28 protein-coding genes are annotated in these 25,758 nt (G+C 54.8%); 6 read left to right on the forward strand and 22 right to left on the reverse strand.

The features are described from left to right. Positions 1-87: 87 nt before the first annotated feature. From O5O45_RS27550 to O5O45_RS27580, 7 genes are read right to left on the reverse strand one after another with little or no spacing between them, the layout of a single operon-like run. A complete protein-coding gene (locus tag O5O45_RS27550) occupies positions 88-1,476 on the reverse strand; it encodes an ATP-binding protein (protein WP_305902508.1) in 1,389 nt (462 codons plus the stop codon). After that, the gene (locus O5O45_RS27555; protein ID WP_305902509.1) at positions 1,476-2,135 is read right to left on the reverse strand and encodes a response regulator; all 660 of its coding nucleotides are present in this window, start codon (positions 2,133-2,135) and stop codon (positions 1,476-1,478) included. Before O5O45_RS27555 ends, O5O45_RS27550 begins: the two co-directional genes overlap by 1 nt. Before the next feature lie 22 nt (positions 2,136-2,157). Continuing rightward, positions 2,158-2,802: a tetratricopeptide repeat protein gene (locus O5O45_RS27560; protein WP_305902510.1), complete on the reverse strand. Its 645-nt coding sequence runs from the start codon at positions 2,800-2,802 to the stop codon at positions 2,158-2,160. Between the two features lie 50 nt (positions 2,803-2,852). Next, positions 2,853-3,653, reverse strand: coding sequence for an SDR family oxidoreductase (locus O5O45_RS27565; protein WP_305902511.1), 801 nt, complete (start codon positions 3,651-3,653; stop codon positions 2,853-2,855). Continuing rightward, positions 3,643-4,335, reverse strand: coding sequence for a TenA family transcriptional regulator (locus O5O45_RS27570; RefSeq protein WP_305902512.1), 693 nt, complete (start codon positions 4,333-4,335; stop codon positions 3,643-3,645). The genes O5O45_RS27565 and O5O45_RS27570 overlap by 11 nt, the downstream gene beginning before the upstream one ends. Further along, on the reverse strand, positions 4,332-5,831 hold the full coding sequence (locus O5O45_RS27575; RefSeq protein ID WP_305902513.1) for an AMP-binding protein: 1,500 nt from the start codon (positions 5,829-5,831) through the stop codon (positions 4,332-4,334). The genes O5O45_RS27570 and O5O45_RS27575 overlap by 4 nt, the downstream gene beginning before the upstream one ends. 16 nt (positions 5,832-5,847) lie before the next feature. After that, positions 5,848-6,510 (reverse strand): thermostable hemolysin, encoded by a 663-nt coding sequence (locus O5O45_RS27580; protein WP_305902514.1) that lies wholly within the window; start codon positions 6,508-6,510, stop codon positions 5,848-5,850. 188 nt (positions 6,511-6,698) lie between these two features. Between O5O45_RS27580 and bufA2 the strand changes: the two genes are divergently transcribed. The 3 genes from bufA2 to O5O45_RS27595 all read left to right on the forward strand — a co-directional run bounded on the left by bufA2 (position 6,699) and on the right by O5O45_RS27595 (position 8,719). Beyond that, complete coding sequence (gene bufA2 / locus O5O45_RS27585; RefSeq protein WP_305902515.1) at positions 6,699-6,959, forward strand: BufA2 family periplasmic bufferin-type metallophore; 261 nt, start codon at positions 6,699-6,701, stop codon at positions 6,957-6,959. A gap of 121 nt (positions 6,960-7,080) precedes the next feature. Beyond that, on the forward strand, positions 7,081-7,944 hold the full coding sequence (gene bufB, locus O5O45_RS27590; RefSeq protein WP_305902516.1) for an MNIO family bufferin maturase: 864 nt from the start codon (positions 7,081-7,083) through the stop codon (positions 7,942-7,944). After that, the gene (locus O5O45_RS27595; protein ID WP_305902517.1) at positions 7,937-8,719 is read left to right on the forward strand and encodes an HvfC/BufC N-terminal domain-containing protein; all 783 of its coding nucleotides are present in this window, start codon (positions 7,937-7,939) and stop codon (positions 8,717-8,719) included. Before bufB ends, O5O45_RS27595 begins: the two co-directional genes overlap by 8 nt. A 59-nt stretch (positions 8,720-8,778) precedes the next feature. Here the strand turns inward: O5O45_RS27595 and O5O45_RS27600 are convergent, their stop codons facing one another. The 13 genes from O5O45_RS27600 to O5O45_RS27660 all read right to left on the reverse strand — a co-directional run bounded on the left by O5O45_RS27600 (position 8,779) and on the right by O5O45_RS27660 (position 19,346). Next, complete coding sequence (locus tag O5O45_RS27600; protein WP_305902518.1) at positions 8,779-9,261, reverse strand: FKBP-type peptidyl-prolyl cis-trans isomerase; 483 nt, start codon at positions 9,259-9,261, stop codon at positions 8,779-8,781. A gap of 297 nt (positions 9,262-9,558) precedes the next feature. Further along, positions 9,559-10,308, reverse strand: coding sequence for a substrate-binding periplasmic protein (locus O5O45_RS27605; protein ID WP_305902519.1), 750 nt, complete (start codon positions 10,306-10,308; stop codon positions 9,559-9,561). A 215-nt stretch (positions 10,309-10,523) separates the two neighbouring features. Then, positions 10,524-11,927 (reverse strand): TRAP transporter large permease, encoded by a 1,404-nt coding sequence (locus O5O45_RS27610; RefSeq protein WP_305902520.1) that lies wholly within the window; start codon positions 11,925-11,927, stop codon positions 10,524-10,526. Next, positions 11,924-12,484, reverse strand: coding sequence for a TRAP transporter small permease (locus O5O45_RS27615; RefSeq protein ID WP_305902521.1), 561 nt, complete (start codon positions 12,482-12,484; stop codon positions 11,924-11,926). The genes O5O45_RS27610 and O5O45_RS27615 overlap by 4 nt, the downstream gene beginning before the upstream one ends. Before the next feature lie 103 nt (positions 12,485-12,587). Further along, entirely contained in the window at positions 12,588-13,568 is a 981-nt protein-coding gene (locus tag O5O45_RS27620; RefSeq protein WP_305902522.1) for a TRAP transporter substrate-binding protein, read from the reverse strand. A gap of 399 nt (positions 13,569-13,967) precedes the next feature. Continuing rightward, on the reverse strand, positions 13,968-14,156 hold the full coding sequence (locus O5O45_RS27625; RefSeq protein ID WP_305902523.1) for a DUF6316 family protein: 189 nt from the start codon (positions 14,154-14,156) through the stop codon (positions 13,968-13,970). 111 nt (positions 14,157-14,267) lie between these two features. Next, positions 14,268-15,431 carry a glutathionylspermidine synthase family protein gene (locus tag O5O45_RS27630; RefSeq protein ID WP_305902524.1) on the reverse strand — a complete coding sequence of 388 codons (1,164 nt, stop codon included), beginning with the start codon at positions 15,429-15,431 and terminating at the stop codon, positions 14,268-14,270. 3 nt (positions 15,432-15,434) lie between these two features. Continuing rightward, the gene (locus tag O5O45_RS27635; RefSeq protein ID WP_305902525.1) at positions 15,435-16,064 is read right to left on the reverse strand and encodes a DUF1190 family protein; all 630 of its coding nucleotides are present in this window, start codon (positions 16,062-16,064) and stop codon (positions 15,435-15,437) included. An 11-nt stretch (positions 16,065-16,075) separates the two neighbouring features. Then, positions 16,076-16,492 carry a DUF350 domain-containing protein gene (locus O5O45_RS27640; RefSeq protein WP_305902526.1) on the reverse strand — a complete coding sequence of 139 codons (417 nt, stop codon included), beginning with the start codon at positions 16,490-16,492 and terminating at the stop codon, positions 16,076-16,078. 68 nt (positions 16,493-16,560) lie between these two features. Further along, a complete protein-coding gene (locus O5O45_RS27645; protein WP_305902527.1) occupies positions 16,561-17,205 on the reverse strand; it encodes a YjfK family protein in 645 nt (214 codons plus the stop codon). Beyond that, the gene (locus tag O5O45_RS27650) at positions 17,198-18,244 is read right to left on the reverse strand and encodes a potassium channel family protein (protein ID WP_305902528.1); all 1,047 of its coding nucleotides are present in this window, start codon (positions 18,242-18,244) and stop codon (positions 17,198-17,200) included. The genes O5O45_RS27645 and O5O45_RS27650 overlap by 8 nt, the downstream gene beginning before the upstream one ends. A gap of 17 nt (positions 18,245-18,261) precedes the next feature. Then, a complete protein-coding gene (locus tag O5O45_RS27655; RefSeq protein WP_305902529.1) occupies positions 18,262-18,945 on the reverse strand; it encodes a PspA/IM30 family protein in 684 nt (227 codons plus the stop codon). Beyond that, the gene (locus O5O45_RS27660; RefSeq protein ID WP_011400283.1) at positions 18,942-19,346 is read right to left on the reverse strand and encodes a YjfI family protein; all 405 of its coding nucleotides are present in this window, start codon (positions 19,344-19,346) and stop codon (positions 18,942-18,944) included. Before O5O45_RS27660 ends, O5O45_RS27655 begins: the two co-directional genes overlap by 4 nt. Positions 19,347-19,518: 172 nt before the next feature. Here O5O45_RS27660 and O5O45_RS27665 point away from each other — a divergent pair, with 172 nt between their 5' ends. Further along, a complete protein-coding gene (locus O5O45_RS27665; RefSeq protein WP_305902530.1) occupies positions 19,519-19,785 on the forward strand; it encodes a DUF6471 domain-containing protein in 267 nt (88 codons plus the stop codon). Between the two features lie 20 nt (positions 19,786-19,805). Here the strand turns inward: O5O45_RS27665 and O5O45_RS27670 are convergent, their stop codons facing one another. After that, complete coding sequence (locus O5O45_RS27670; RefSeq protein ID WP_305902531.1) at positions 19,806-20,639, reverse strand: helix-turn-helix domain-containing protein; 834 nt, start codon at positions 20,637-20,639, stop codon at positions 19,806-19,808. A gap of 150 nt (positions 20,640-20,789) precedes the next feature. Between O5O45_RS27670 and O5O45_RS27675 the strand changes: the two genes are divergently transcribed. After that, positions 20,790-21,368, forward strand: a complete 579-nt coding sequence (locus tag O5O45_RS27675) for a class I SAM-dependent methyltransferase (RefSeq protein WP_305902532.1) — start codon at positions 20,790-20,792, stop codon at positions 21,366-21,368. 186 nt (positions 21,369-21,554) lie between these two features. Next, positions 21,555-22,652: an EAL domain-containing protein gene (locus O5O45_RS27680; protein ID WP_305902533.1), complete on the forward strand. Its 1,098-nt coding sequence runs from the start codon at positions 21,555-21,557 to the stop codon at positions 22,650-22,652. Here O5O45_RS27680 and O5O45_RS27685 read toward each other — a convergent pair. Further along, entirely contained in the window at positions 22,630-25,746 is a 3,117-nt protein-coding gene (locus tag O5O45_RS27685; RefSeq protein WP_305902534.1) for an efflux RND transporter permease subunit, read from the reverse strand. The genes O5O45_RS27680 and O5O45_RS27685 overlap by 23 nt on opposite strands. Positions 25,747-25,758 lie beyond the last annotated feature (12 nt).

Genomic DNA, 25,758 nt, shown 5'->3' on the forward strand with positions numbered 1-25,758 from the left:
AATAAGACAGACGTTTTTATAGTTAAAATATAGTGTTTTTATACGATAACAATAAAAATTATATGGATGAAGTGCGAGTGATATTTGTCAGGGGAATGATACCTGTACGCGCAGTCCGGGTTGCTGGTCTTCCCGGTCGTCTAGAGAAATGCGCGCCCGGTGCAGATCCGCAATGCGTTGGCAGATGGAGAGGCCAAGACCGCTGCCGATTTCATTCTGCTGCTTGCCGCGGTGAAATCGCTCCATCGCCTGCTGACGTTGCTCTGGAGGAATGCCGGGACCCTGATCTTCAATTACCAGGGTTTTATCCTTCACCAGTAGAGTGATCTGCGAGTTTTTGGGCGAATAGCGCAAGGCGTTGTCCAGCAGATTACGCAGCAAGATACTGAGTGCCGCGGGATTGCCCTGAATCGGCGCGCAGCCGTCTGCATTGAACTCCGCACGGATATTCTTCTCTTCAATCAAGGGCTGTGATTCCCGCAGGATGTCCTGGCACAGCATATCTATCTGCACCAGCTGGGCGTCGCTGAGGGCGCGCTCGTGGTCGAGGCGGCTGAGCTGCAGCAACTGCTCCACCATATGAATCAGACGATCCAGGCCGCGCAGGGCTTTGTGCAGGCAGTCGGACACAGGCTCGGATTGCGCCATTTCCTGGGCGTTCTGTAAATGCACTTTCACCCCGGCGAGAGGGGTGCGTAGTTCGTGGGCGGCGTCGGCGGTGAATTGTCGTTCGCGATCCGATGTGGCCTGTAGACGCTGGAACAGATCGTTGATGGCGTCGACCAGGATGGCGAGTTCAGAGGGATAGTCGGCGTCATCCAGGATTTGCAGGTTGGCGTAGTCCCTTTGCTTCAGCTCCTTGGAGATGGTGGAGAGGGGCCTCAAGGCGCGCGTGACCGCCCAACTGACGCCCAGCAGAATAATCGGAATAAGCAGCAACGACGGCCAAATCACATGCTCGGCGATTTCCTTCGTCAACTCGCTGCGAACGTCTTCCTGTTGCGCTACCTGAATCCAGATACGCAGATTCTCATCGAACAAGGTAAAGGTGCGCCATGATTCGCCAGCGACCTTATCGGAGTTGAAGCCAGCCTGATGACGGGTAAATCCCTGTGACGCGGCCTTGGTCTGAATCAACAGCTTACCGCTCTCGCTCCAGACCTGAAACGCCAGTTTCTTCTCATACTTGTGGCCCAGAGGCGTGTATTCCTCGCCGTCGCTCAATTCCGCTTCTTCTTTCTCGTCGAGAGCATAGTCCTCATACACCAGGGCGTCCTGCAGGTGTTCCAGATTGGTCCTCTTCATCTGGCTGGCCAGCAGGCTTTGCAGCATGCGGGCCATTTGCGCCAGCTCGGCGTCGAACAGTTCTTCCACCTGCTCCTGGGAGTCATGGTAATTGGCCAGGGCGGTGAAAAGGCCGCCCAGACAGATAATAGAAATCAGTGAAATCAGCAGAAAGCGTTTGATGGAGCGCATTATTCCTTCTCGATCATGTAACCCATGCCGCGAACGGTTTTAATCAGGTCGGCGTTGAGCTTTTTGCGCAGGTTGTGAATATGTACTTCCATGGTGTTGCTGGACACATCGTCGGACCAGCCGTAGACAAGCTCTTCCAACTGGTCTTTGGACAGCACTCTGCCGCGATGGGAGGCGAGTTCATACAGGAGCGCATATTCCCGGCGCGACAGGCGCACTTCCTCGTTGTTTTTATAAACCTGATAGGAAGAGGGCAGAATGCGGATATTGGCGAGCTGGATTTCCGGGTGCGCATTACCTGAGCCGCGTCGGCTCAGTGCGCGCAAACGGGCCTTGAGCTCGCTCACATCAAAAGGCTTCAGGAGGTAATCGTCGGCCCCGGCGTCGAGGCCCTTGACGCGGTCCTGTACCTGGTCGCGGGCGCTTAGAATCAGAACGGGTATCTCATCGCCGCGATCACGCAGTCGCTTCAAGACCGTGAATCCGTCGATATCAGGTAATCCCAGGTCCAGGATGACGAGATGGAATTGTTCCAGCTTCAGAGCGTGAAGAGCGGCCTCGCCGGAGGCCACCCAGTCCACTGTATTGGCCTGTTGGGTCAAACTGGTTTGGATGCCGTCGGCCAGTAATTCGTCATCTTCCACCAATAAAATGCGCATTGCGCTACATCATGCTCCGTGTTTATTTCATTTTCTTCAGTAGCGCCTGAATTTCGCCGCGACGTCCGGCGTCGGCTACTTGGCGGTCGGGGCGCGGCGTCGCCTGCAACGCCTTTTCAAGGTAAAGCTTAGCTTGTTTGAGGTCGCCTTGCTCTCGCAGATAGTCTCCGTAGAAGAAGTTGGCGTCAATACCATCCGGATTTATTTCCAGACCTTTACGCAACAGTTTGCTGGCTTCCTTATCGTCGCCGAAGCTGAGTGGCCATCCTGGCGCCTGATAATAGAGTGCGCCGAGACTGGTGTAAGCGGAGCCGCCAAAGGCGTTGGCGTCGATGCTCATGGCCTTTTCGAAGCAGTCCCGAGCCTCTTTCACCAGGGAAAGGGCTTTGAGACCGCCCTTGGCGCCGGCATAGGTGCTGGTGATGACGCCTTTCCAGATCCAGACATTGGGATCTTCAGGATGCGCATCCACCGCCTGATCCGCCTGACCTTTCAAGTCCTGGTAACCTCTCTCCTGCTCTTTGGCGTCGACTTCATAACGAACGTGCGCCCAGCCGTGATAAAGATCTTTGACGTAACCCGCAACCTCCTCCCCATGAGCGGAGGCCGCACCGAGGGACAGGGCTCCGGCTACAATCAGCGCGCGGGCCATAAGTGTGTATGACATAAAAATTCTCCTCTTTTGTTCGGACGCGATGACGTTGAGAGTCAACGGAGTCAAGCGCTCTGGCGCGCCAGATATTTGCGAATAATGGGAAGCTGTTTACTGATGGAAGCCGCCACCAGGGCTGGAAATAAGGCGTTGATACGCACGAACAGTTTCTCCGGCCAGCCCAGGTACACCCGTGGAGAGCGTCGAATGATGGCGGCGCAGATTTGCTCCGCCACCCAGTCCGGCTCGTCCATGTGGTTACCCAGCTCCGCATTCATGGATTCGACGGCGGAGCTGTTGATGGCGGTGCGAGTGGCGCGGGGCGCTACGTGCAGCACCTGCATTGGCGAGTCCGCCAGCTCTCGCTGCAAGGCCTCGCTGAAACCGCGCATGGCGAACTTGCTGGCGCAATAGGCGGCGAAACCGGGATAGCCGATGGAGCCGAACGTAGAGCCGATATTGACGATCATGCCCTGCTGAATGCGCAACAGCGGCAGCAGGCGTTGGGTGAGCAGCATGGGGCCGGTGACGTTGGCTTCCATCAGAGTGTGGATGCGTTCCGGGCTTTGGTCTTCGAACTCCTTGAAATCGCTGACGCCGGCGTTGTTGATGAGCATATTGACTTTGGGTTCCCGCGCCGCCTCCTGGGCTACTATGGACAGCCCGGCCTCCAGACTGATATCCGCCACGATGCTGCGGCAGCGTCCGCCGTTGGCCAGAATGCGCGCCTGCAGCGTTTGCAGTTTGTCAGCGTTTCTACCAGTAATGACAAGCGTCGCGCCCTGTTTGGCGAGTCGCAACGCCAGGGCTTCGCCGATGCCGCCGGTGGCGCCGGTGAGGAGGATGGTCTTATCTTTAAGCTGCATGATGACTCTCCTGGTTGTGCGCCCCGCGCTCATGGTTCCGAGGCAAAGCGCGGAAGACGGCGCCGTACAATTCGTAGAAAACCTTGCTGGCGTGGAGGATGGCCTGTTGGTCCTCATGGCGCTTGATTTTGTTCATCAGGTCCTCGAAAAAGCGGATATGCTCCTGATCCAGACTGCCGTGGGAGAACAGGTAACTGAACGCCTGATTAGGCAGTCCCAGCGTTTTCTGAATGATTTCGCCAGCCTGTGTGGCGGTAGTGACGCTGACGCCCTCCAGCACGTGCACCATGCCGAAAAATCCCAATGGGTTGATCCGCATGACGGTGTCATAGGCGTACGCCACCATCAATTCCGTGGTCAGATGCGGTCGACTGCGACGCACTTCTTCCTTGTCGCCGCCGCAAACGGCGATATCGTTGAGAATCCATTCCTGATGGCCGCGTTCTTCCTCAATGTATTCCGCCACCGCTTCCCGCAGCCATTCATAGTGTTCCGGCAGCCGTCCACCGCAGCTCATCAACAGGGGCACGGTGTGTTTGACGTGGTGGTAGGCTTGAGTCAGAAAAGCGACATACTGACTCAATGTAATTTCGCCGCGCAGCGCATCCTGGATAATTGGGCTGGATAGTAGTCGGTTGCGTTCCTGTTGGGTTTCCGCCTGCAGACGTTGATAAAAGCTCATGGCATGCTCCTGGTGAAAGGCTGGGAAGATTGAAATAAGTCGTTGAGACGGTCCTTGTGCCTGGTGGCGATGGCGCATCTACGCACCCGGCCGTTGGCGGTCAGCTGCCCATTGGCGGCGCTGAAGGGGGCGTCGCTGATAATGATGTCGCGTACCTGGGCGTAATCCGGCAAGCGCTGGTTAACCTGCGCCACCGCCTGCATCAGCAGCTCATGACCGATGTCAGGACTGGCGGGCGTCACCACCGCGACATTGAAAGGTTCGCCATCGCCGAATAAAACCGCTTGGGCGATGCAGGGCGCGGACAATAACTCACTCTCCACCCATTCCGGCGACAGGTTGCGGCCAAATGCGGTGACGATCAGGTTCTTCTTTCTGCCTTCGAGATAAAGGTAACCGTCATCGTCCAGGTGTCCGATATCGCCTGTGTGGACCGCTTTAGAAGTTTGGATGGGCTCTCCCAAATAGCCGCAATAGGCGGCGCCGGCGACAATAATTTCTCCGTCATCAGCGAAGGACAGACTGACATGAGGCAAGGGCTTGCCGACGCTGCCGGGGCGCGACGCCGAAGGGCGGTTGAGGCTGACTACGGAGGCGCATTCGGACAGACCGTAACCTTCGTATACAGGAACGCCCAGTTGCGTCGCCTGCGCCAGCAGCACGGGCGATACCTTGGCGCCGCCCACGGCGACAAATTGCAGTCTTTCCAGCCGCAGTTGCCCGCCAGCGATGAGAAACAGCAGCGCTTTCAGCAACTCTGGCGTAAGGATCAGCGTTTGCGGATTCCAATGCTGCAGAGATTGCGCCCACTGCTTCAGATCCAGGCCGCTGGAGCCGCTCAGTCCCAGGCTGGCGAGACCGGGCGCGAGAACCCTGCCGCCTTTATATAGTGCGACATACACTCCCGCGATGTTTTCCAGCAAGGTGGCTAAAGGCAACGTGCACAAGTGTCCGATAGGTTCATTGATTTCAACCGCTGTCGCCAGACTCAGCATCACTGTCTCCAACGCGGCGGCGCTTAAGCGTGCGCCTTTAGGATGACCGGTGGAGCCGGAGGTGTAAGTGATCTTGATGATGTCTTCGGCGGTCTCCTGTGCAGGCGATGGGGCCTGGGTCGCTATTGCATACAGGCCCAGATCCGCATCCAGGACCACCGCATCCGCAGTTGGAGGCTGTGCGGACTGTGCGATCAACGTCTCAATGGCTGCGTCTTTGAGCAAGTGTTCCCGCTGCGGCTTGGAGAAAAATAGAGGGACTGGAATCAGCGTGACGCCCGCGTGTAAACAAGCCAGATCGGCGCAGATCCAGGCAGGCCCATTATCCGCCTCCAACGCCAGACGGCGAACGCCCAGCCGATGCAGTTTGCGTGACAGATTTTCTACCGTGCGCCATAGCGCCTCATAAGTCAGCGCACCTTGTTCATTCTCCAGCGCGATGTGGTTGGGCGAGGTCTGCGCGTGTTCGCGCAGGCGTTGTATTAAGGCGTTTGCAGTCATGTAAGCTCTCCCTGAGTCAGTTAGTCTCTTCGTGTACTGGCTGTGGACAACGCTCCAATACCTTCGCCATCACCGGGTTGCTGATCAGGCGGTTGATGCCGTGTGGAATGGAAATGGCCATTACCGTGGGGGATTTTTCGTAGTAGCTGCCCCAGTCTGCGGCGTCCTGGCTCAGGGCTTCCGGCTTCGCCTTGGCGAGTTCGATCATAGGCAGATCAAAGCGACGGAAGCTGTTCAGTAGTTCTGGAATAACGGTCAAGGTCAGCCACTGATATTTGCGTTCGGAAAAATAGCGGCCCAGCACCAGGATCAGGCGGCGCAACGCCCCTTGGGTGGTGGACGCCAGATTGCCCACCTCGATAATCCCGCTGCGTGAACAGGGAGCGCCCTGAATCTGCGCCAGGACCTGCTCGATCGGCGCATCCAGATATTGCTCCAGAAATAACGGGTGGGATTGGGCGCATTGGTAGCCCAGGACGGAGATCAGTGTGTCCTGTTCATAACAAAGAACGAAGTTTTCCATGAAGTATCGGATGCTGGCGCCGTACTCCTGATCAAATCGCTGACGGACGAATGATTCGGCGACTGCGCGTGAACGATGTCCCAGTCCCGCATGGATGTAACGATTGCCGATAGTCGTGGTCGCCTCAGGGGCGGGAAGTATGTCCGGGTGCTGCATAAAGCCTCCTCATGGATGTCTCTACGCAGATTAATTTGGCAAGCTTAAGGAACCCTTAAGTAAAAAAAATTTCTCGAAGTATGAGAACTCGTGAACTTTTCAGAAACGGCCCAGTCAAACCAATCGTTGTCGCCAAACTGGGACGACGAAAAATTCTCAATCACTACTTTCTGCTTAAGGATACTTTTATGAACCAATCACAAAAGAAACTGACTGGCGCTGCTCTGGCTATCGCTGCGGCTGGATTTCTCGGTACTGCTGCGCTGACTTCCACGACTGCAGTCGCGGCGGAAGCACAGGTTCATTGCTGGGGCGTTAACAGCTGCGCCGGTCACAATGACTGTAAAACCGCTAACAACGATTGCAAAGGTATGGGCAGCTGTCAGGGCCAAGGTTTCCTGAGCATGACTGCGGACGAGTGCAAGGCGAAAGGCGGCACAGTCAAGTAACCACGGACGCCAATTGGCCGTTGATACGCGCTGGTCCGGCGGCGACGCCGGACGCGCCTTTTCAATAAAACGGTCTATATTGTTTTCGACTTTTCATTCCATCACGACGCATTGAATCTCTATGAATACCCGTCCCGCTTTTTCCGGTTTTGGTTTAGGGCTCAGGCCCGATTACTACTCCCATATTCTGGAAACCAGACCGCAGGTGGACTGGTTTGAGATCATCAGCGAGAACTACATGGTTGAGGGCGGTAAGCCGCTGTATTTCCTTGACCGCATTCGTGAACACTATCCCCTGGCGATGCATGGGGTGTCTCTGTCCATTGGCTCAACCGCCGCGTTGGATACAGGTTATTTAACTCGCCTGAAAACCTTAATTGATCGGGTAAATCCGCTATGGGTGTCCGACCATCTATGTTGGACCGGTCTCAGCGCCCATAATTCCCATGATCTGCTGCCATTGCCTTATAACGCTGAGAGCGTACGTCATGTGGCGGAGCGGATAAAGCAGGTGCAGTCTTTTTTAGGACGTCGCATCGTCCTGGAAAACTTATCCAGCTACGTAAACTTCAGTGAGTCCGATATGACGGAGTGGGAGTTTGTCGCGGCCGTCGCCGAGGAAGCGGACTGTTGGCTGTTGCTGGATATCAATAACATATACGTGAGCGCGCGCAATCATCAGTTTGACGCGCTGACTTATATGAACGGCATTCCACAGGATCGGGTGATTCAGTTTCATGTCGCCGGCCACTCCGATTACGGCGACTATATCGTCGATACCCATGACGCTCCCGTGGCGGACCCGGTTTGGGAGCTTTATAGGCTGGCGGTGCGTCGCTTCGGTAAAGTGTCGGCGATGATCGAGCGGGACGATAATATGCCGGAATTTTCAGAACTTATGCGCGAATTGGCGATATTACGCAGCATCGCGGAAGCGGAGTTTCCTCAGATTGCCGATGCGCGGGGCGAGGCGGCTTATGTCTGACTTATCCCGTTTGCAGCATGATTTCCTGACCGCCATTAGCGCGCAGGAGGGCGGCTCGGTGGATTCTGCGTTGAGTGCTGGACCGTTAAGCGCCGCGCAACGCATCGAGATTTATCGCAACGCCTATTTCACCCGGCTGATCGGTGTGTTGTCGGAAGACTATCCCACTGTGAGAGGGTTGTTGGGCGATGACGCCTTCAAGCAGATGAGTCGCGACTTTATTATTTTGCACCCGTCTTCGAACACATCAGTGCGCTGGTTTGGCGAGGCGTTGCCGGATTATCTGGCGCGTACGGAACCCTATAGCCGTCACGGCGTGCTGACTGAACTGGCGGAATGGGAGCGCTTATTGCGACTCATGTTTGACGCCAGCGACGCGCAGCCCATAGACATGTCGGCCTTTCAGTCGATTGCGCCGGATGCCTGGCCGACCTTGCGCTTTGACTTCATCCCGGCGCTGACGCTGCATCGCCATCGCTTCAATACAGCGCCGATCTGGAAAGCGTTGAAAGAAGAGCTTACGCCGCCTGCCCCTCAGGTTTTGGAGCATGAGGAAACCTGGCTGTTGTGGCGTGCGGAGTGGGTGACTCTATTTCGTTCCCTGGCGATAGATGAGGCGGCGGCCATTACAGCGGTGAGCGAGGGGGCCAATTTCGCTGACCTGTGCGAACTGTTATGGGAATGGCATGGCGACGCAGCGGCGCAAAGAGCGGCGCAGTTGCTACAGACATGGACGCAGGCGGGATTGCTGCAGGGGCTCACGCAAGAGGCGTGAGGCGTTCCAGAAATGCGAAAGGCGACCGAGGTCGCCTTTCCGGGTGAGGGATCAACCACTTAGTGGTGGTGTCCGCCCTCGCCGTGAACGTGGCCGTGGGACATTTCTTCTTCAGTCGGCTCACGCATTTCCATAACTTCCACGTCAAAATGCAGAGTTTGGCCCGCCAGAGGGTGGTTGGCGTCGATGGTGGCGGTGTCGTCGGACACTTCCATTACCACGATGACGCGCGCGCCGCCTGCAGTCTGTGCATGGAACTGCATGCCAGGCTCAACTTTCTCCACGCCTTCGAAGGCTTCCAACGGAACGACCTGAACCAGCTCGGCGGAGTATTCGCCATAAGCGTCGGAAGGATCGACCGATACTTTTTTCTTGTCGCCGGCGGACAGTTCCCGCAAGGCGTTTTCCAGTCCCGGAATGATGTTCTGCGCGCCTTCCAGATAGGCCAACGGCTCACCGCCGACGGAGCTGTCGATCACTTCGCCATCGTCGTTAGTCAGAGTGTAGTGAATGCTCACAACCCGGGGTTTGATATCAGACATAAAAGCACCTTTAAGGTTTGGTGAGGTGGTTGAGCACGCCGCCGTGGGCGTTCCCTCGTGTGTTTCCGCCTCGTTATCGTAAAACTCAATCGGACCGGGTTTAAAAGCGCAGATAGGCAACTGGCGTTAAAACAGGGGAACGATATTAAGAGTTAAGTTGGAGCGGTCCCATTGTCAAAAGGGGACCGCCTGCCGTACCCGCCAGTCTAGTGAGGTTATGCCCAGTTCTCAAGGGTCGCCGGACAATCCGCGGAGGATAGATTGCGACAGGCGCTGGGGTGTTTCCAGCAGCGCCGCTTACATGGACGATTCCAATTGATACTTATCCAGAACTTTCTGTGCTTCACCGTCTTTATATAATTGCCGCAAAGTCTTGTTGAACTTGTTGATCACTTTGCGCGATGTATGGCCCTTTACGAAGCCTACATAGTAGTTGATCGATTTGTGGTTCCAGGCGAAGCGAATATTTTTAAGGCCCAATTGACGCAGAATTTCAAAGCCGACATCGCGGTTGGAGTAAACCGAGTCCACTTTCTTATCGCTCAGCATGCGGAAAGACAGCAAGTCGTCTTTCGCCAGAACGATTTTCATAGTGGGCATGGCGGTGCCGATGGTCTCCAGTGTCTTAGAGGTGTTGGAGGGGCCGAAGACGCCAACCTGATGTTCGGAAAAGTTATATAGCGTTGAGTACTGCCGGGTGTCGCTTTCGTTAACAAAGAAACCATAACTGGTTTTCAGGATGGGCAGGGAATAATGCAACCATTGGCTGCGTTGTTCGTTCCAGCCAATGACATAGAGACCATCTACCTGCTTTTCCTTGGCCTGCTGCTGTGCGATTGTCCAGTCCAGTAAGTTGAACTCGCATTGGATCTCGGAAGATTTGCAGATGAGTTTGACCAGCTCAGTGCCTGGGCCGGCGACTTCGCCTTTTTCCAGAAATGTGAAAGGTCTGAAATCCTGCGTGTTGAAGATCAGCTTGTCTTCGGCGGAAGCCAGCGTCGCCGCTCCCATGCACAGTGCGGTTAGGGCCGCAGTTAGGATTTTCATTATTGCCTCCGGGTATGTGAATATTGCTTGTTATTATTTCATGTTATTCCCGATGGTTGTATTTCCTTGTTTTATATAATTTTTTGTTATGTTTTTCTGTCTCGTCGGTCAGTAAAAAAAGGGGTAGTGGGACCTACCCCTGAATATCCGCGAGAGTCTGCGGATGTTTGCGAATTTGGTTACGTTCTCTAACGCCTCCGTTATTTGTGCGCCCTTTAGTTGTATCCCTGTAGCTTGTCGATATATTCCGGCAGGAACAGAGAGATCTGAGGCACGTACGTAATCAGAATCAGGAAGCCCAGGAGGAGGCCCAGCCAGGGCAGGGCGGCGCGAATGACCCAGCCGATAGAGCGATTGGTGATGCCCGCCGTCACAAATAAGTTTAGTCCTACTGGCGGCGTTAGCATGCCTATTTCCATGTTCACCACCATAATAATGCCAAGGTGTATCGGGTCGATGCCCAACTGGGTGGCGATGGGGAACAGAATCGGCGCCATGATCAGCAGAATCGCGGAAGGCTCCATGAAGTTACCCGCCATCAGCAGCAGAATATTCACTACGATCAAGAAGCCCCAGGCCGGTAAGCCCCACTCTACGATGGTTGCAGCAATAGCTTGTGGAATGCCTTCAGAGGTCAGCACGTGAGCGAACAACATGGCGTTGGCGATGATGAATAACAGCATCAGACTGACCTTGGCCGCGTCCAGCACCACATGGCGTACTTCTTTATCCGCTACGGACTTTGGTAACGCCAAAGCGCATTGCAGGGTGTTGCGAATAACCGCGCTGGGAATCGCCTCTCCCTGGTTGCGCCAGGCGACGTCTTTCAGGGGACCGATATCGCGATAGCCGATCACGGCGATCAAGTAAGCGTATACCGCGGCTACCGCCGCCGCTTCCGTGGGGCTGGCGACGCCGCCATAAATTGAGCCCAGCACAATCACGATCAGCATGATGCCGCCCATCGCGATGACGCCTGTTTTAACCAGCGTTTTAACGCCGGGGAATGGCTGAGAAGGTAGTTTCTTTATGCGTGCGGCGATATATATGGCAATCATCAGAATGCCGCCCATCATCAGTCCGGGAATCAGGCCCGCCATGAACATGCGCGCAGCGGAGACTTCCGTGGCGGCGGCGTATACCAGCATGACGATGGAAGGGGGGATCAGGATTCCCAATGTACCAGCGTTGGCGATAAGACCGGCGCCGAAACTTTGCGGATAGCCCGCACGCACCATACCCGCGATGACGATGGAACCGATCGCCGCCACAGTGGCGGGCGAAGAGCCGGACACCGCTGCAAACAACATACAGGCCATAACGGAAGCCATTCCCAGACCACCGCGGATATGACCAACGCTGCTGACGGCGAAATCAATCAAACGGCGCGCCACGCCGCCAGTGGAAAGAAATGCCGAAGACAGAATAAAAAACGGGATCGCCAACAGCGTATAGTGGCTGGAAGTCGCCTCAAACATCTTCAGCGCAATGGACGCCAGAGAGGTATCCGGGGCGAAAAACAAAATCGTGACAATACTGGACAGTCCCAACGCCACGGCGATCGGCATGCCCATCAGCATACAGGTGAACAGCAGGATAAAGAGTACGGTGGCGGTCATGGGCGATTACCTTGCGCTGAAGTGGAAGACCCCGCCGTCTCATCAGCGAGATGCATGCTTTCTTTGGCTTCATCTACGAACTCGAAGCCGTTCGACTTTCCGGCGATGATCGCCCACAGCAATTGCAGAAAACGAATAGCCAAGAGGATGAAACCAATGAACAGGATGCTTTGCGCGGCCCAGCGAGGTACAGGAATGTCGCTGAGCTCGATACCGATCTTGTACATCTTGGCGAGGTAGATCCAACCGCCATACAAGAACAACCCGCAGTAGACCATGCACATCACGACGGCCAACGCGGCGACGGCGCGACGGGGTCCTTTCGGCAAAAGCTTCACAAAAGCGTCCACGCCAATATGGGCGTTTACCCTGACGCCATAGGACGCGCCGAATAACACCATCCAGGCGCCCAAATACAGGGTGGCCTCTTCCGCCCACAACAGGCCGGTGTTGAAAAAGAAACGAAGCATGGTTTCCGAGAACACCAGCAGGGTCATGGATACCAACAACAGACACAGAACGCTTTCTTCAAAGCGATGGACGATTCGACCAAACATGATGGGACCTAATTCTGGTTATTGTACGGCTTAAAACGGTTCTACAGCTCGAATAACAAAAGTATAGGAGCAACCAGGAGGTTGCTCCTTTTCCCTGAGAGGGTTATTGATTGGAGGCTTCAGCGGCTTTGATCAGATCCGCGCCGATTTCCTTCTCGAACTTTTTCCAGACAGGCTTCATGGCGTCAACCCATTGCTTGCGCTCTTCTGGAGTCAGAGAGGTCACCTTGGTGCGGCGGGAAGCGATGATTTCTTCTTTATCGCTGTTGTCCTTCTCGGCGGCGATGCTGTTGCCGTAGGCGATGGACTCATCCAGGCTCTTCTTGATGGTGTCGCGCATGTCATCCGGCAGATCCATCCAGAACTCTTTGGAGGTCACCACCAGGTAGTCGAGCAGACCGTGGTTGGACTCAGTGATGTGATCCTGAACTTCATAGAACTTTTTGGAATAGATATTGGACCACGTGTTTTCCTGGCCATCGATAGCGTTAGTCTGTAGCAGCGTGAACACCTCAGAGAATGGCTTTTTCACAGGGACCGCTTTGACCGCTTCGAACTGCGCCGCCAGTACGTCGGAAGTCTGGATACGGAATTTCTTACCAGCGATGTCAGCAGGAACGCGAATCGGAGCGTTAGCGGACAGTTGCTTCATACCGTTATGCAGGTAACCCAGGCCTACCAGACCTTTACGCTCCAGCGCGGACAGCAGTTCCTGACCGGCGGGTCCATTCTGGAAGCGCTCTACCGCCGCCATATCCTGAAACAGGAAAGGCAGGTCGAACACTTGCAGTTTTTTGGTGTAGTTGTCGAACTTGGACAGGGAAGGCGCGGCCAATTGGACGTCGCCCAGCAGCATGGCTTCCAGCACGTTATCGTCGCCGAACAGCTGGGAGTTGGGGAATACTTTTACTTCTACTTTGCCGGGCAGGCGTTCTTCCATCAATTGCTTGAATTTAATCGCCATCTGTCCTTTTGGAGTGTTTTCCGCCACAACGTGGGAAAACTTGATTTGGATGGGCGCGGCGAAAACGGAGAAAGACAGGGTAGCGCCAACAAGGGCGGTCAGGAGTTTTTTGAAACGCATGTTATACCTCGAATGTTGTTTTTGTTGGGTTTAGGCGAAAGCCATAGTCGATTACATAAGAGCAACCTCCGGGCCAATTTCTGTATTAACGTGAAATTTTAGTAATAACAGTGTGTTATCAGAGTCTGTCGGAAAAGCTGGATTTTTAAATGGGTGGAAATCCACCCATTTCACTGGATAGCGGTAGGCGGGAATCCGCATATTTTTCTCAGGTGGAACTGCGGAAATGACATCGGCGAGCGAGTCTGGAGGTTTAAAAGCTGGCGAAGCGAACTAAGGAAGAGGAAGAACGGGTGAAGTTCTGTAGCTCCCTCTATCGCGGCGTTTACTACAGAACTTGGTGTTGGGAAGGATTGGTTTTATTGGTGAAGATATAAATGAGGTAACGTATTGGCCCTATTAATCGGCGGCGTTCAGATAACTGAGGTAGGCGGATAAGCCTTCCTGCGCCTGTTCTCTCTTATCGTAAGGGCCAAGGGGAATTTGCTCGCGAGTCATGTAATACCACTGACCGTCCTGCTCAAAAAAGCGCTCCCTGCGCTGGTGATGTAAAACCTGCTCGTCATTGTTACGCTGGATTCTCGACATAAACTACTCCGTTAGAATCTTTTGGTACAGATTTACAAAACGGGCTGCAGTTTAATCAATGGACGGTCAGATAGTAATCAGCCTATCCCCACAGAGACTGTGAGACATCTCTCACAGAATCACATGGGGCAGATAACGGGAAAGGTCCTGCGTCACCAGGGCTTTATCTTCCCTGACAGAGATACCCGCCGGTTGGTCGTTCACCAGCCAGGAGCCGATCAGCGTGTAGTTCTCTCCGAACTTGGGGAGAGGGTGATAGGCCTGAAAGATAAAGCCTTCCTCGCCATAAGGGCCGTCCGTATCGAAAAGTACTTCGCCGTCGCGATAGAGAGCGACATTGGCGCCTTCGCGGGAGAAAATCGGCTTTTTCACCAAATCCACCCCTGGCGCATGCTCGACTTCATCCTCGAAATAAGCGGGCAGCAAATTAGGGTGATTCGGGAACATCTTCCACAACATGGGCAGTAGCGCTTTATTGGACAGCACAGACTTCCACAAGGGCTCAATCCAGCGCGTGGGGTTCTGTAAAATCAGCGGCGCAAATTCCTCCCGCTGCATGAATTCCCAGGGATACAGCTTGAACATCAGCTCAATCACCCGGTCATCCAAGTCAGTGAATTCACCGTTCTCGCCTTGCCCTATATCGTCAATATAGATAAAGCGGTTGGGAATGCCTGCTTCCGCAGCGCAGTCCTGCAGATACTGAATCGTCCCCCGATCTTCTTCGGTGTCTTTGCAGCAGCTGAAGTAGAAATCAGGTCCATCAGTTTGCGCATAGATTTCCGCCAGCCTGCGCACCAGCTTTTCCTGCAGGGAATTGAACTGGTCGCAAGCGCGTGGCAGGCGACCGCTGCGCACGTTTTCTTCCAGCCACAACCACTGCCAGAAGCCTGACTCATACAGGCTGGTGGGCGTATCGGCGTTGTTTTCGTACAACTTGGCGGGGTTGCGGCCATCGTAGGCGAAGTCCAGGCGCGAATACAGACTGGGCTGCTGATCGCGCCAGGAAGCGCGCACGGCTTCCCAGAACATCTCAGGAATGCTGAACTTCCGCAACAGGCGCTCGTCCTCCACCACACGATCGACTACTTCCAGACACATGTGGTGGATGTCCGCCGTGGGATCTTCGAGCCCGGTCTCTATCTGTTCCAGAGAGAACTGATAGTAAGCGCTCTCATCCCAGTAGGCCTCGCCATGCATGGTGTGAAACAGGAAGCCGTATTCATGGGCGAGATCACGCCAATGGGCCCGCTCCTGGATCGGTATGCGCAGCATTGCTTAACCGCCCCAACTGCTTCTTGAACTGGAGCTGGACTTGGAAGAACTGCTCCAGGAAGACTTAGCGTTCACTGTCGAGCCGAAGCCGCCGCGGGAAATGGTCCGCGTCACAGCAGGTTTGGGTTGAAACGCTTTGTTGTCCACCGTGACTTTACGGCTGTATGTGCTGCCATAGCGATAGCCATCGGAGGTCACCCAGCTGCCGTAAAACGGCGAGCCGCGATAGTAGGAGGTGAACACCGGCTGGTAATCGTAACGGCGGTTCGAGTCCAGAATCTTGGCGAACATGAAACCCGCCATAGCGGGCATGAACCAGCTCTGGCCAGAGCTGCCCTGGTAGCTGGTGCAGGCATTGGCGCCGAACTCAGCTTCACAGTCTCGCATGGACATGTATTTGGGCGCCGTTTCCGTCGCCCGTTTCAGCGCCTGCTGATACGCCGCTTCACATTCTGAGGCATAGCTTGGGTTTTCATTGATGCACTCGCTCATGTCTTTATAGACCTGAGCTTCGCGGGTATCCGAGCAGGCGGTGAGCGTGACGCCGGCGACAGCGACAGTGATGGGCCGCAGCAGGAAGCTCTGGCCGTTCTTCTTCATCCTGTCCAGATTAATTTCTTTCGTACGCTTCATTCCACTGCTCCTTAGTAGGTCATGCAAGCCGCGTTCAGGATGCCGACCGCCACGGAAAACCCGCCCAGTACGACGCCTGCGGACACTTCGCCGTCAGTGATGCGTTGCACAATTTTAGGCATGAAAATGAAGCGAATGATGGCGAAGGCGACTACCTGAGCGATCAACGCCACTGCCGCCCAGACCCAGAAATCCAGCAGGGATACGGAGTTGGAAGCGGCTCCGCCGAGTGCGATGGAAAAGCCAATCACGGCGCCGATAAGGCCTGTCGCAGCGGCGACGCTTTTACCCTCTTTGACCAGTTTCCACTCGTCGTGAGGCGTAACCAGGGTATACAGGAATTTGAACACCAACAGCAGGACTAATGAGGAAGAAAAGTAAATCGCAAAATTCGTTAGGCCTAACAGCGAATGTGCGATAGCGTCCATGGACAGCTCCTTCTTTAATAATTATGAGGTATTGTGGGTTGAGGAGGATAAACGCGGCGTCGCCGCATTTATCCGATGATAACAATGTCCGCCGGCCGCAGATTAATGCCGGTGGACAGCACCAGACAGCGGTCGGCGCGGTTATCGATGATTTTTTCTTCGCCGCAGACCATGAGAAACTCGTCCAGGTCCTCATTGACAGACCTTTCATACAGCATGGCGAACTGATCCGTTTCTGTGACCTCGCCGGCCTCGGTTGTGGTTTTTTCCGTCATAGCCACGGGTGGTGACGCTTCTCCAACGCTCTCCCAAACACGCTGGAAGCGATGGCCTTCGATACTGTATTCAGGCTGGCTGATCTGGGAGTTGATCAACATATCCCAGTCCGCCTGACTGCCGACGGCGCGGGTTTCGTAAAAGTACCAGAGTTTGACGTCTTCTACATGGTTTTCCGTCATGCCGCCGTTCAACACCACCTGGATAAAGCCATCGTCGTCGGTGTAGAAGCGCAGCAGGGTGCTGCTGGCGTCCAGCTGTACTTGACCTACCGCCTGAATTAACTGGGTTTTGGCTGCGCCTTCGAAAATCACGGAGGGCTCTATCAGCCTGAGTCTGAGTTGATCGAGTTCGAATGCGCCGCCGAGGCGTAACCCCATGATTTCCGGAGCGGAAGGGGACTTAGGTTCATCTTTTTTGAAAAACTTGCTAAACACAGAGTTTCTCCCAGTCAAGACCATCAATGCGCTCGTCCGCGATGTAGTAAATCGTGGTTCCCGGCGCAACCGTATGGCTCATAGGTGGATTCAAAGTCACGGCCCCTTTGCCGTCGCCGACGGCAATCAGGATCGCATCATAACGTTCTTTTAACGGCAGAAACAAATCCCGCAGCGGGACGCTATTGGCTTCAGCCGGGTATTTTATGGAGTACTGCGTCATGCCGTCCTGCACGTTCAGCAGGTCCTGATGCAATACGCTGGAGCCGGGATGCATGGCGGTTTTCGCCAGCAGCTCCACATCCACTGAAGGTGTGCATTCTATATTGGGGCAGTGGACTTTCAACAGACGGCTTAGATTGTCGTCATTGAAGTACGCAATCATATGCGCGTCTTTATTACGGCTGGCGCAATACAGCGCCGCGGTCATGGTGACGTCGTCTTCCGGGGCGTCGATAATAATAGTGGACGCGCGCTCCAGACAGGCCATGCTCATTTGCTCGTCGTTGTTGTAGCTTTCAACTCTGACGAAACCGATCTCTTCCGGCATCGGGTTTTCAATATCGGCTTTGGCGCACAGCACCACCGGACGGGTCTCCTCACTGCCCAACTGTTCGCGTAACAGGAGTCGGATCAAGTGAAGCGTGCGCCTTTCGTTCCAGCCGATGACGAGAATATGATTGTCGCAATCAAGTTGTTTCAAACCTTTCACTCCCTTTTTCCAGTGGTAGGAGGCGAATACGGCGACTCTACCTACGAATAACGCGAATAAACTCAGACCGAACGGAATGATGAATATGGAGACGGCGAGTTTGCCGCTGGGGGTTTGCGGAGAGAAGTCGCCATATCCGACAGTGGACGCGGTGACCACCAGCCAATACGCAAAATCCGGCAGAGACAGTAAATCCGTCTCGCCGGACAAATAAAGAAAGAAATAACTTAGTCCCACGTAGGAAAGCAATGCGATGGCGACTCCTTGCCATCGCAGCTCCATAAAGTGTCGGATAAAGATTCTCTTGATCTTATTTATTATTAGCATCAGACGAACTCTTAAACTCAGTTGCCTCCGAGTATACGCGCCAGTTCGTCATCTGCGTTAGCGTTGGAGCCGTTAATGCCAGCCGCCTTCAATTTTGCGTCCAAAGAGTCGCCGCTTTCTTCTGAAGCCAGCTCTTCCGCTGCATCCAGTTCGGCTGAACGTTGGTTCTGGCGGTTCTGAATGCGTTGCAGCGATTCCGCCGCAGTCTTCATTTTGCTGTTGGCGCCCATGTGGCGCGAGGATACGGCTACTTGAGCTTTTTGTACTGACTCAGTCGCTTTCACCATGTCGATTTGCTGCTCCATACGACGCAGGTTGGACTTGGCTTGCGCAATATTGCGACGCAACGTCTGTTCAGACTGATTGAACTGATCCACGTATTTCTGCTCTGCGTCCATTTGGTCGCGCAGCTCGACCACTTTCTGCGCGCATTCCAGCGCCAGGTTACGGTCGCTGTCCGCGGCTTTGCGGGCGTGGCTTTCATATTCGGCGATAGAAGCTTTCAGGCTCGCCACTTTCTGGTCGGCCAGTTTTCTCTTCGCCATAATCTGGGTCAGCGCGTGATCGGATTTACGCAACTCTTCTTTAGCTTCACGGATTTCCTGGTCCAGAATGCGCAACGCTTGACTGTCCACAACCGCTTCCGCCGCTTCGTTGGCTCCGCCCTTGATGGCGGTCACTAATTTTTTCCAAACGCTCATAATTCAACTCCGTTAACAAGATGGTTCTGGTATGCGTCCAAAAACGCCTCAACGTTTTGGAACAACATATCAACCTCGATCAGGATGCTTTCTTCTTTGGATTGGGCCGACAGGGCGCCGAAAGCCATGTAATAGTCCTCGCCTTCCACATTGGTGATGCCAATAGTGGTGAGAGGAAATATTTGATGCGTCTTCAAAATGTCATCATTCAGAAGGGCGCAATCTTTGACTTGGCCTTTTGCAAACAGCAGAGACTCGACAATAATTTGTTCGCCGCTGATCGCGAGATAGGCGTCGATGCCGTCACTATTAGTAATGCACAGGCAGGTCGCTTCTCTGGTGACTGCGTAGTCATCGCGTTGACTCAAAAGGCTTTCCAGCTTTAAGAGATCCCAGCTCATTTTGTTCTCCTATTAATTTTTACCCCGATTGAAGGCTTGTAGAAAAATGTACACGAAGATTTTTATTTGCACAAACTTTTTTTTGCTCTATAGTAAATTTTAACTCATAAACGTAAATTATCTTTTACATAAAGAAGAAATGGACGCCATGGCAAACGAAACCAAACCGTCAATGAACTCTTGGAGAGAACTGGCTTCGCGCATCATCAAATTCGAAATGGCCAAACGTGGCGTTAAGTATAGCGACCTTAGCGACAGACTGGCCCGAATCGGCACACAGCAGAGTGCGGATAACCTCCGCAACAAGATTAATAAAGGAATTCTCGGCGCCGATTTGTTTCTACAGATTATTCTGGTGTTGAACGTCAGGAAGCTGGCGCGAGAAGAATTAATGGACATCCTGCATGACCTCGGCGTGAACCATTCTGATCTGGAATGAACTCCCCGGCCCTGGCTCCACTAGACAGTTTCCTTCGTACGATGATTGACTCTGACCTGCTTACGCCAGGCGGCGGGTGTGGAGCCATAGTGTTTTTTAAACTGTCTTATGAAGTGAGTAACGTCGCCCCAGCCCACACTGCCGGCGATTTTGTCCACTGATTCCCCTGTGTGCGCCAGCTTCAGGCTGGCCGCCTGCAATTTGTTGCGGGTAATCCACTCGCCCACAGAAAAGCCCGTGGATTTCTTGACCGCCGCCGCCACATGGGCCGGCGTGCGATGTACCGCGGCGGCGACATCCTGCAAAGATATTTTCTCCAGACAGTGGCCTTGAATATATTCCAGCGCCCGCGTCGTCAGACTGTCCGCAGGCGGCGCGGCGTTTGGCGAGTCCGTTCGCATAGCGCGGTTGATTTCCGCCAGTATCAACAACAGCAGACAGCGCGTGACAATGCCGGTTTCGGGCGTGTTGCGCTGGCACTCTTCGCGCAGATCCGCAAACAGAGACAGCAGACGCGCCCGGCGTGCAGGTTCTATGGCGATCATCGGCGGCATGCCGGAGCGGACCCGTTTGAAGGGGGACATCAGAGGGTGAGTTTCATCGATATCCAGGCAGCCGGCGCAAAAGCCCAGCCACCAGGCTTCCAGATTGTTCGCCGACAGCAAACGGTGAGGCATGCCTGCGGGAACCAGAGTGACGACACCCGCGCCCAGCGTAATGTCATCACCGTGCCGGATACGCGCGCTGCCGTCCAGAACCAGGGATAACACGTGTTCGGCGTGGGAAGCCTCTTCACTGTGTTCGTTAAAGCTCATGACGCCGTGCTCGACGGCGATAGGTTGTGTTGCGTGCATGGGAGGAATATAGCCGATTTATGTTTTACCGGCGTAGTTAATCAAGCAATAAATCTAAATATCAGCCGATTTATTCCCATATTCCGCTCTGCGTTGAGGCGCTTGTGAGGTTTAACATTATTCGAGTGTTCAACCAGGGGATAAGCGAGTATGTCGGAGAGAAATCATCATCAACCTGAATGGGATGAGGCGGTCACGCGTTGGTATTGTGAAAACTACGGTGAGTGGCCAAGCAATGAGTTTGTGGTGGAGGCGGCGGACTTAAAGCCGGATAGCTGCGTGCTGGATATTGGTTGCGGCGGCGGGCAGGCGTTGCGGTTAGCCTCTGAGGTGGTGACGAAGGGGCGACTGGTGGGCGTTGAACCCACTCCGTTGATGCTGCAATTCGCCAAAGAACATAAGGATAACGCCGCATCGATTGAGTATCTGGCGGGCGCAGCGGAATCACTGCCGCTGGCGAACGCCTCCGTGGATATCGCCTGGGCGGTGAATACGCTGCATCATTGGCGCGATATACCAGCGGGGCTGACGGAGGCTGCGCGTGTCATCCGCCCAGGCGGGCAGTTGATCCTTGCCGAGGATGCAGACGTGACGGACCGCTCCGCTATGAGTGAGGAAGCGCTGCGCAGCGCTCTGGAGCAGGCGGGGTTTATGGATTTTCGAATTGTCCCCACCCAGCGAGGAGAAGTGCTTTGTTACCTTTACCAATGTCGCAGGGGACAGGGCTGAACGCCTTTCAGGCCGGGCTTTGGGCAATAATGGCGGCTGTCAGGCGGTTTACACTGTTTCACCATTATCTCCTTTACTAATAGGGATTATGGGCCACAATTATGATAATCGCGTTCAAGCATTTCGCCCGGGGAGGGCGTGTACGTGTATCCGCTCGGAAGCCTGTTGTTTGTGAGGTAAACACCGGTGACACGTTGGTATCTGGAATGTTATTCAGGCCAGGGTAATCAATTAAAGCGTCTACCGGTCAGGGAGTTTCCGTTTGTTGTCGGTCGCAGTGACAACGTCAGTTTCACCATAGACGCCACCGACGTATCCCGGCAGCACGCAGAGTTCCATCAAGAGGGAGGGCAGTTGTTCGTCCGCGATTTGTCCTCCACCAACGGCACTTTCGTCAATCACTGCCGTATTAATCAAGTGACCCCGGTTTGTAGCGGAGATGTTATCCACTTCGCCCATATCGAGGCGCGCGTGGTGGATGAAGAAGACCGTCCGCCTACGCCTACGGAGTCCACCTATTCCACCATGGTGATGCAAGGCGATCTGTCGCAGCGTATTCCTTTGGGAGCGAGAGATCTGAAGGAGCTGATTGCTCAAACACTGGTGAACGCCGTCTTTCAGCCCATCGTCGACATCAAAGGTAAGGCGGTCGCCTACGAGCTGTTGGGGAGAGGCGCGCATCCGAATCTGTTGCCCAGTCCGGGGCCGCTGTTCACCATTGCAGAGAGCGTTGATTTGGCGGTGGAGCTCAGCGAACTGTTCCGAGTGATTGGCATCAAAGATGCGGCTGATCATAAACTGAGACTGCCGTTGTTCGTGAACACCCACCCGCAAGAGTTACTGGATGGTCCACGTTTGCTGGCCACGCTGGAGCATGTGCGCAAGACGCACCCGAATGTAGAGCTGGTATTGGAGATCCATGAGCAGGCGGTCACTAATTTTATGGTGATTCAGGCCCTCGCCAAAGAAATCCGCACCATGGGAATTGGTTTGGCCTATGACGATTTCGGCGCTGGGCAGGCGCGTTTGGTGGAATTGGCGGAAGCCCCGCCGGATGTAGTGAAGTTTGATATCGCGCTGATTCGCAATATTCACAAATCGCCTCAGCGTCAGGAGTTATTGGAGCTGTTGGTGTCTATGGTGCACAAGATGGGAGTGAAGGCGCTGGCGGAAGGCGTCGGCTCCAAAGAGGAGGCCGTGGTATGCCAGCGCATGAATTTCGATCTGATCCAGGGGTTCGCCTTCGGTTACCCCATGCCCATCACTGAGTGGTTGAGTAAGTAGTCATTGCCTCTCCATCCCGTTGGTTATTCTGTGCGTCGTTTGCTCTTTTTACCTGTCTACCTGAACCCTCAAACAGGCGATAAAGAACCGGCGCCACAAATAACGTCAGCAATGTTGAGGTGGTGAGGCCGCCAATAATCGTCCAGCCCATAGGCGCCCACATCGATGATCCGGTGAGGGTTAGAGGGAGAAGACCTCCAATCGTGGTCAGCGACGTCAATAGGATTGGAATCAAGCGGGTTCGGGCGGACTGCGTCATCGCCTCGCTGACTTCGACGCCTTCCGTGCGAATCTGGTTGGCGTAATCCACCAGAATAATGGAATTGTTGACGACAATGCCCACCAGTGAAGTGAGTCCAACAAAGGCGGTGAACGAGAAGGTATTGCCCGTTAAGTAGAGGCCGAGTATCGCCCCGATAATGGCGAAGGGCAGGGCGGCGAAAATGATCAATGGTTGCGAGAAAGAGCGGAACTGCATCACCAGTACGGCGAAGATGCCGATAATCGCCACCAGCAAAGCCTTCGCCATGCCGCCGAATGACTCTTTGCGGTTTTCCTGCTCGCCGCCCACGGTATAGTGGACGCCCTGAGGCCAGGAATAGGCGTCCAGTTTGTCTACAATTGCGTTGGTGACGGCCTCTGTCTGATACCCGGGTTTGACGTCAGCGGTCACCATCGCCATGCGCTCCAGGTTATAGTGTTGGAACTTGGGGACGGCGGTTTCCAGCTCAACATCCGCGACCTGGATAAGCGGCGTCAGCACGCCTTCCGCATTGGCGACCATCATGCGCTGAAACTGGTCCAGCTCCGGCTCTGCGCGTTCTCGGGCGGTGACGATAATCGGGTAATCCTCCCCATCGTCATCCCGCAGTGATCCGACATTCAACCCCACCAGACCGCCGCGCACGGTGCGGTCGATGGCGTCCAGACTGACGTGATGAAACGCCGCCTTGTCGCGGTTGATGTTGACGCGAAGATCTACCTTATGGCGACTGATAGGGGCGTCCACGTTAATGGCTCCATCTGCGTTGGCGATGATGTCGCTGACATCCTGTGCCGCCTGCCGCAGACGCTCAATATTGTCTCCGGTGACGCGGATGGTGATGGGCGCCTGCACGGGCGGCCCCTGATGAAACTCCTTGAAGCGCACCTGAGCGTCAGCGAACGACTTGTAGTGTTCACGTTGCTCGCTCACCCACTGCTCAATCTCCTGGTATGGCCGTGGAGTCAGTTGCACCAGTAACTGCGCGTAATTGGGCTGCTGTTTGCTGTCCATGGTGTTGTAGTAAACCCGAGGATTGCTCTTGCCGATATTGGTGGCGACGGCGATGACCCCGGGTTGCGCCATCAGGTTTTGCTCTACTTCCTGGGCCGCTTTACGGGTGGATTCAAAGGTGGAGCCTTCCGGCGTTTCCACGTTTACCAGAATCATTGATTTCTCCGCCTTGGGAAACAGGCTCACTCCCACATGACCGAACAGAGACATGGCTCCCGCCAGAAACAGGACGGAAATCAGCAGCACCAGCCATGGCCGGCGCAGACTCCATGTCAGACCGCGAGTATAGGGGCCGTCTGCGAAGGTTGTCAGTGAGCGCAATAGCCAGCCCGGTGCGGAGGACGTTACGCCGCTTTTTAGAAAGCGACTGGCCAGAAGCGGCGTAATGGTAAGGGCGATCAGCAGGGAGGCGGCCAGTGTCAGGATGACGGTGACCGGCATTGAGCGAATAAAAGTGCCGGAGCCGCTCTGCAGTAACAGGATCGGCAGGAACGCCAGCACGGTGGTGACGGTGCCGCTCACTACCGCCCAGCCAACTTGTGAGGTCCCTTTAATGGCGGCGTCTTCCCGACTGTCGCCTTGGCGCAGATAGCGTTCCACGTTTTCCGTGACCACAATGGCGTTGTCCACCAGCAAGCCTAGAGCGATTACTAGTCCGACGATGGACATCTGCTGTAAGCCAAAACCGGTCAGGTCCAGCCATCCCAATCCGATGAGGATGGAAAAAGGGATCGCCAGCACGATGACGAAAGCGGCGCGCGCGCCTAGGGACGTCAGTACTACAACGGCGACCAACAATAGGCCCTGCCAAAGATTTTCGAAGAAGCCGTCGACCCGTTCGTTGACACTCACACTCTGATCATGGGCGAGATGCGTCTGGAAGGTCTCCGGCAGCTCCGCAGAGAAGGCGGCGAGGGCGCCTTTCACTCCCGCCATGACATCGAAGATATTGCTGCCCTTGCGTTGAACCACTGTGATAAAGACAGCGGGCTCGCCTTGATAGCGAGCGCGGTAGGTGGGCGCGCCGTCTTGCAGGCGGATATCCGCCAAGTCGCCGATGTAGACCGCATGGCCGTCGCGAGTACGTACGACGGTGCGGGCGAGCGTTTCAATGTCTTTATAATCGCCGCTGGTGCGAACGTTGAAACGGCGGTCGTCGCCGTTGACGTATCCCCCGGGCAGATTTTGCGCCGCTCTGCGCACCACTTCCGCCAGTTCGTCCAGTGACACGCCATGACGTCGCAGCAATACCCAGTCCGCTTTCACCTGCACTTCCAGATTCGCCAGCCCTTTGACGTCGACGCGTTTGACGCCGGCGACTCTCTCCAGCCGGGTTTCCAAACGCTCCGCGTAGTATTTGAACTCTTTGGTGGAGGCGGAACCGGAAACCAGAGCGATCTGCAGAATATTCACATCCGCCGGCGACAATTTCTCCGTGTTCAGACGAGCAAGATCAGGGGGTAACTCGCTGCGAATACTTTGAATGGCTCCGACGACATCCTCAAACTTATCTTCTGGATCGCTGCCGTATAGAAATTCCGTTCGCACCAGCACCAGACCGTCTTCGATCTCGGTGTAAACCGACTTCAGATCCTCCAATTCGTTGATGGCGTCCTCAATGGGATCGACCACCAGGCGTTCCATGTCCACAGGCGTTGCGCCGGGGTACAGAACGGTGGTGAGCGTGGTGGGGAAGTCGAATTGTGGATCTTCCGAACGCGGCATGGTGAGAAAGGAAACCAATCCGAGGCCGAGCAGCAGTAAAACGGCGACCCAGGCGAAGGCGTGATTACGGATCGCTAATTCCGGCAGGCGCATGGCGGGGTACTC

Origin of the sequence: Hahella sp. HNIBRBA332 (assembly GCF_030719035.1) — a bacterium.
In the GTDB taxonomy this organism is placed as follows: Bacteria; Pseudomonadota; Gammaproteobacteria; order Pseudomonadales; family Oleiphilaceae; genus Hahella.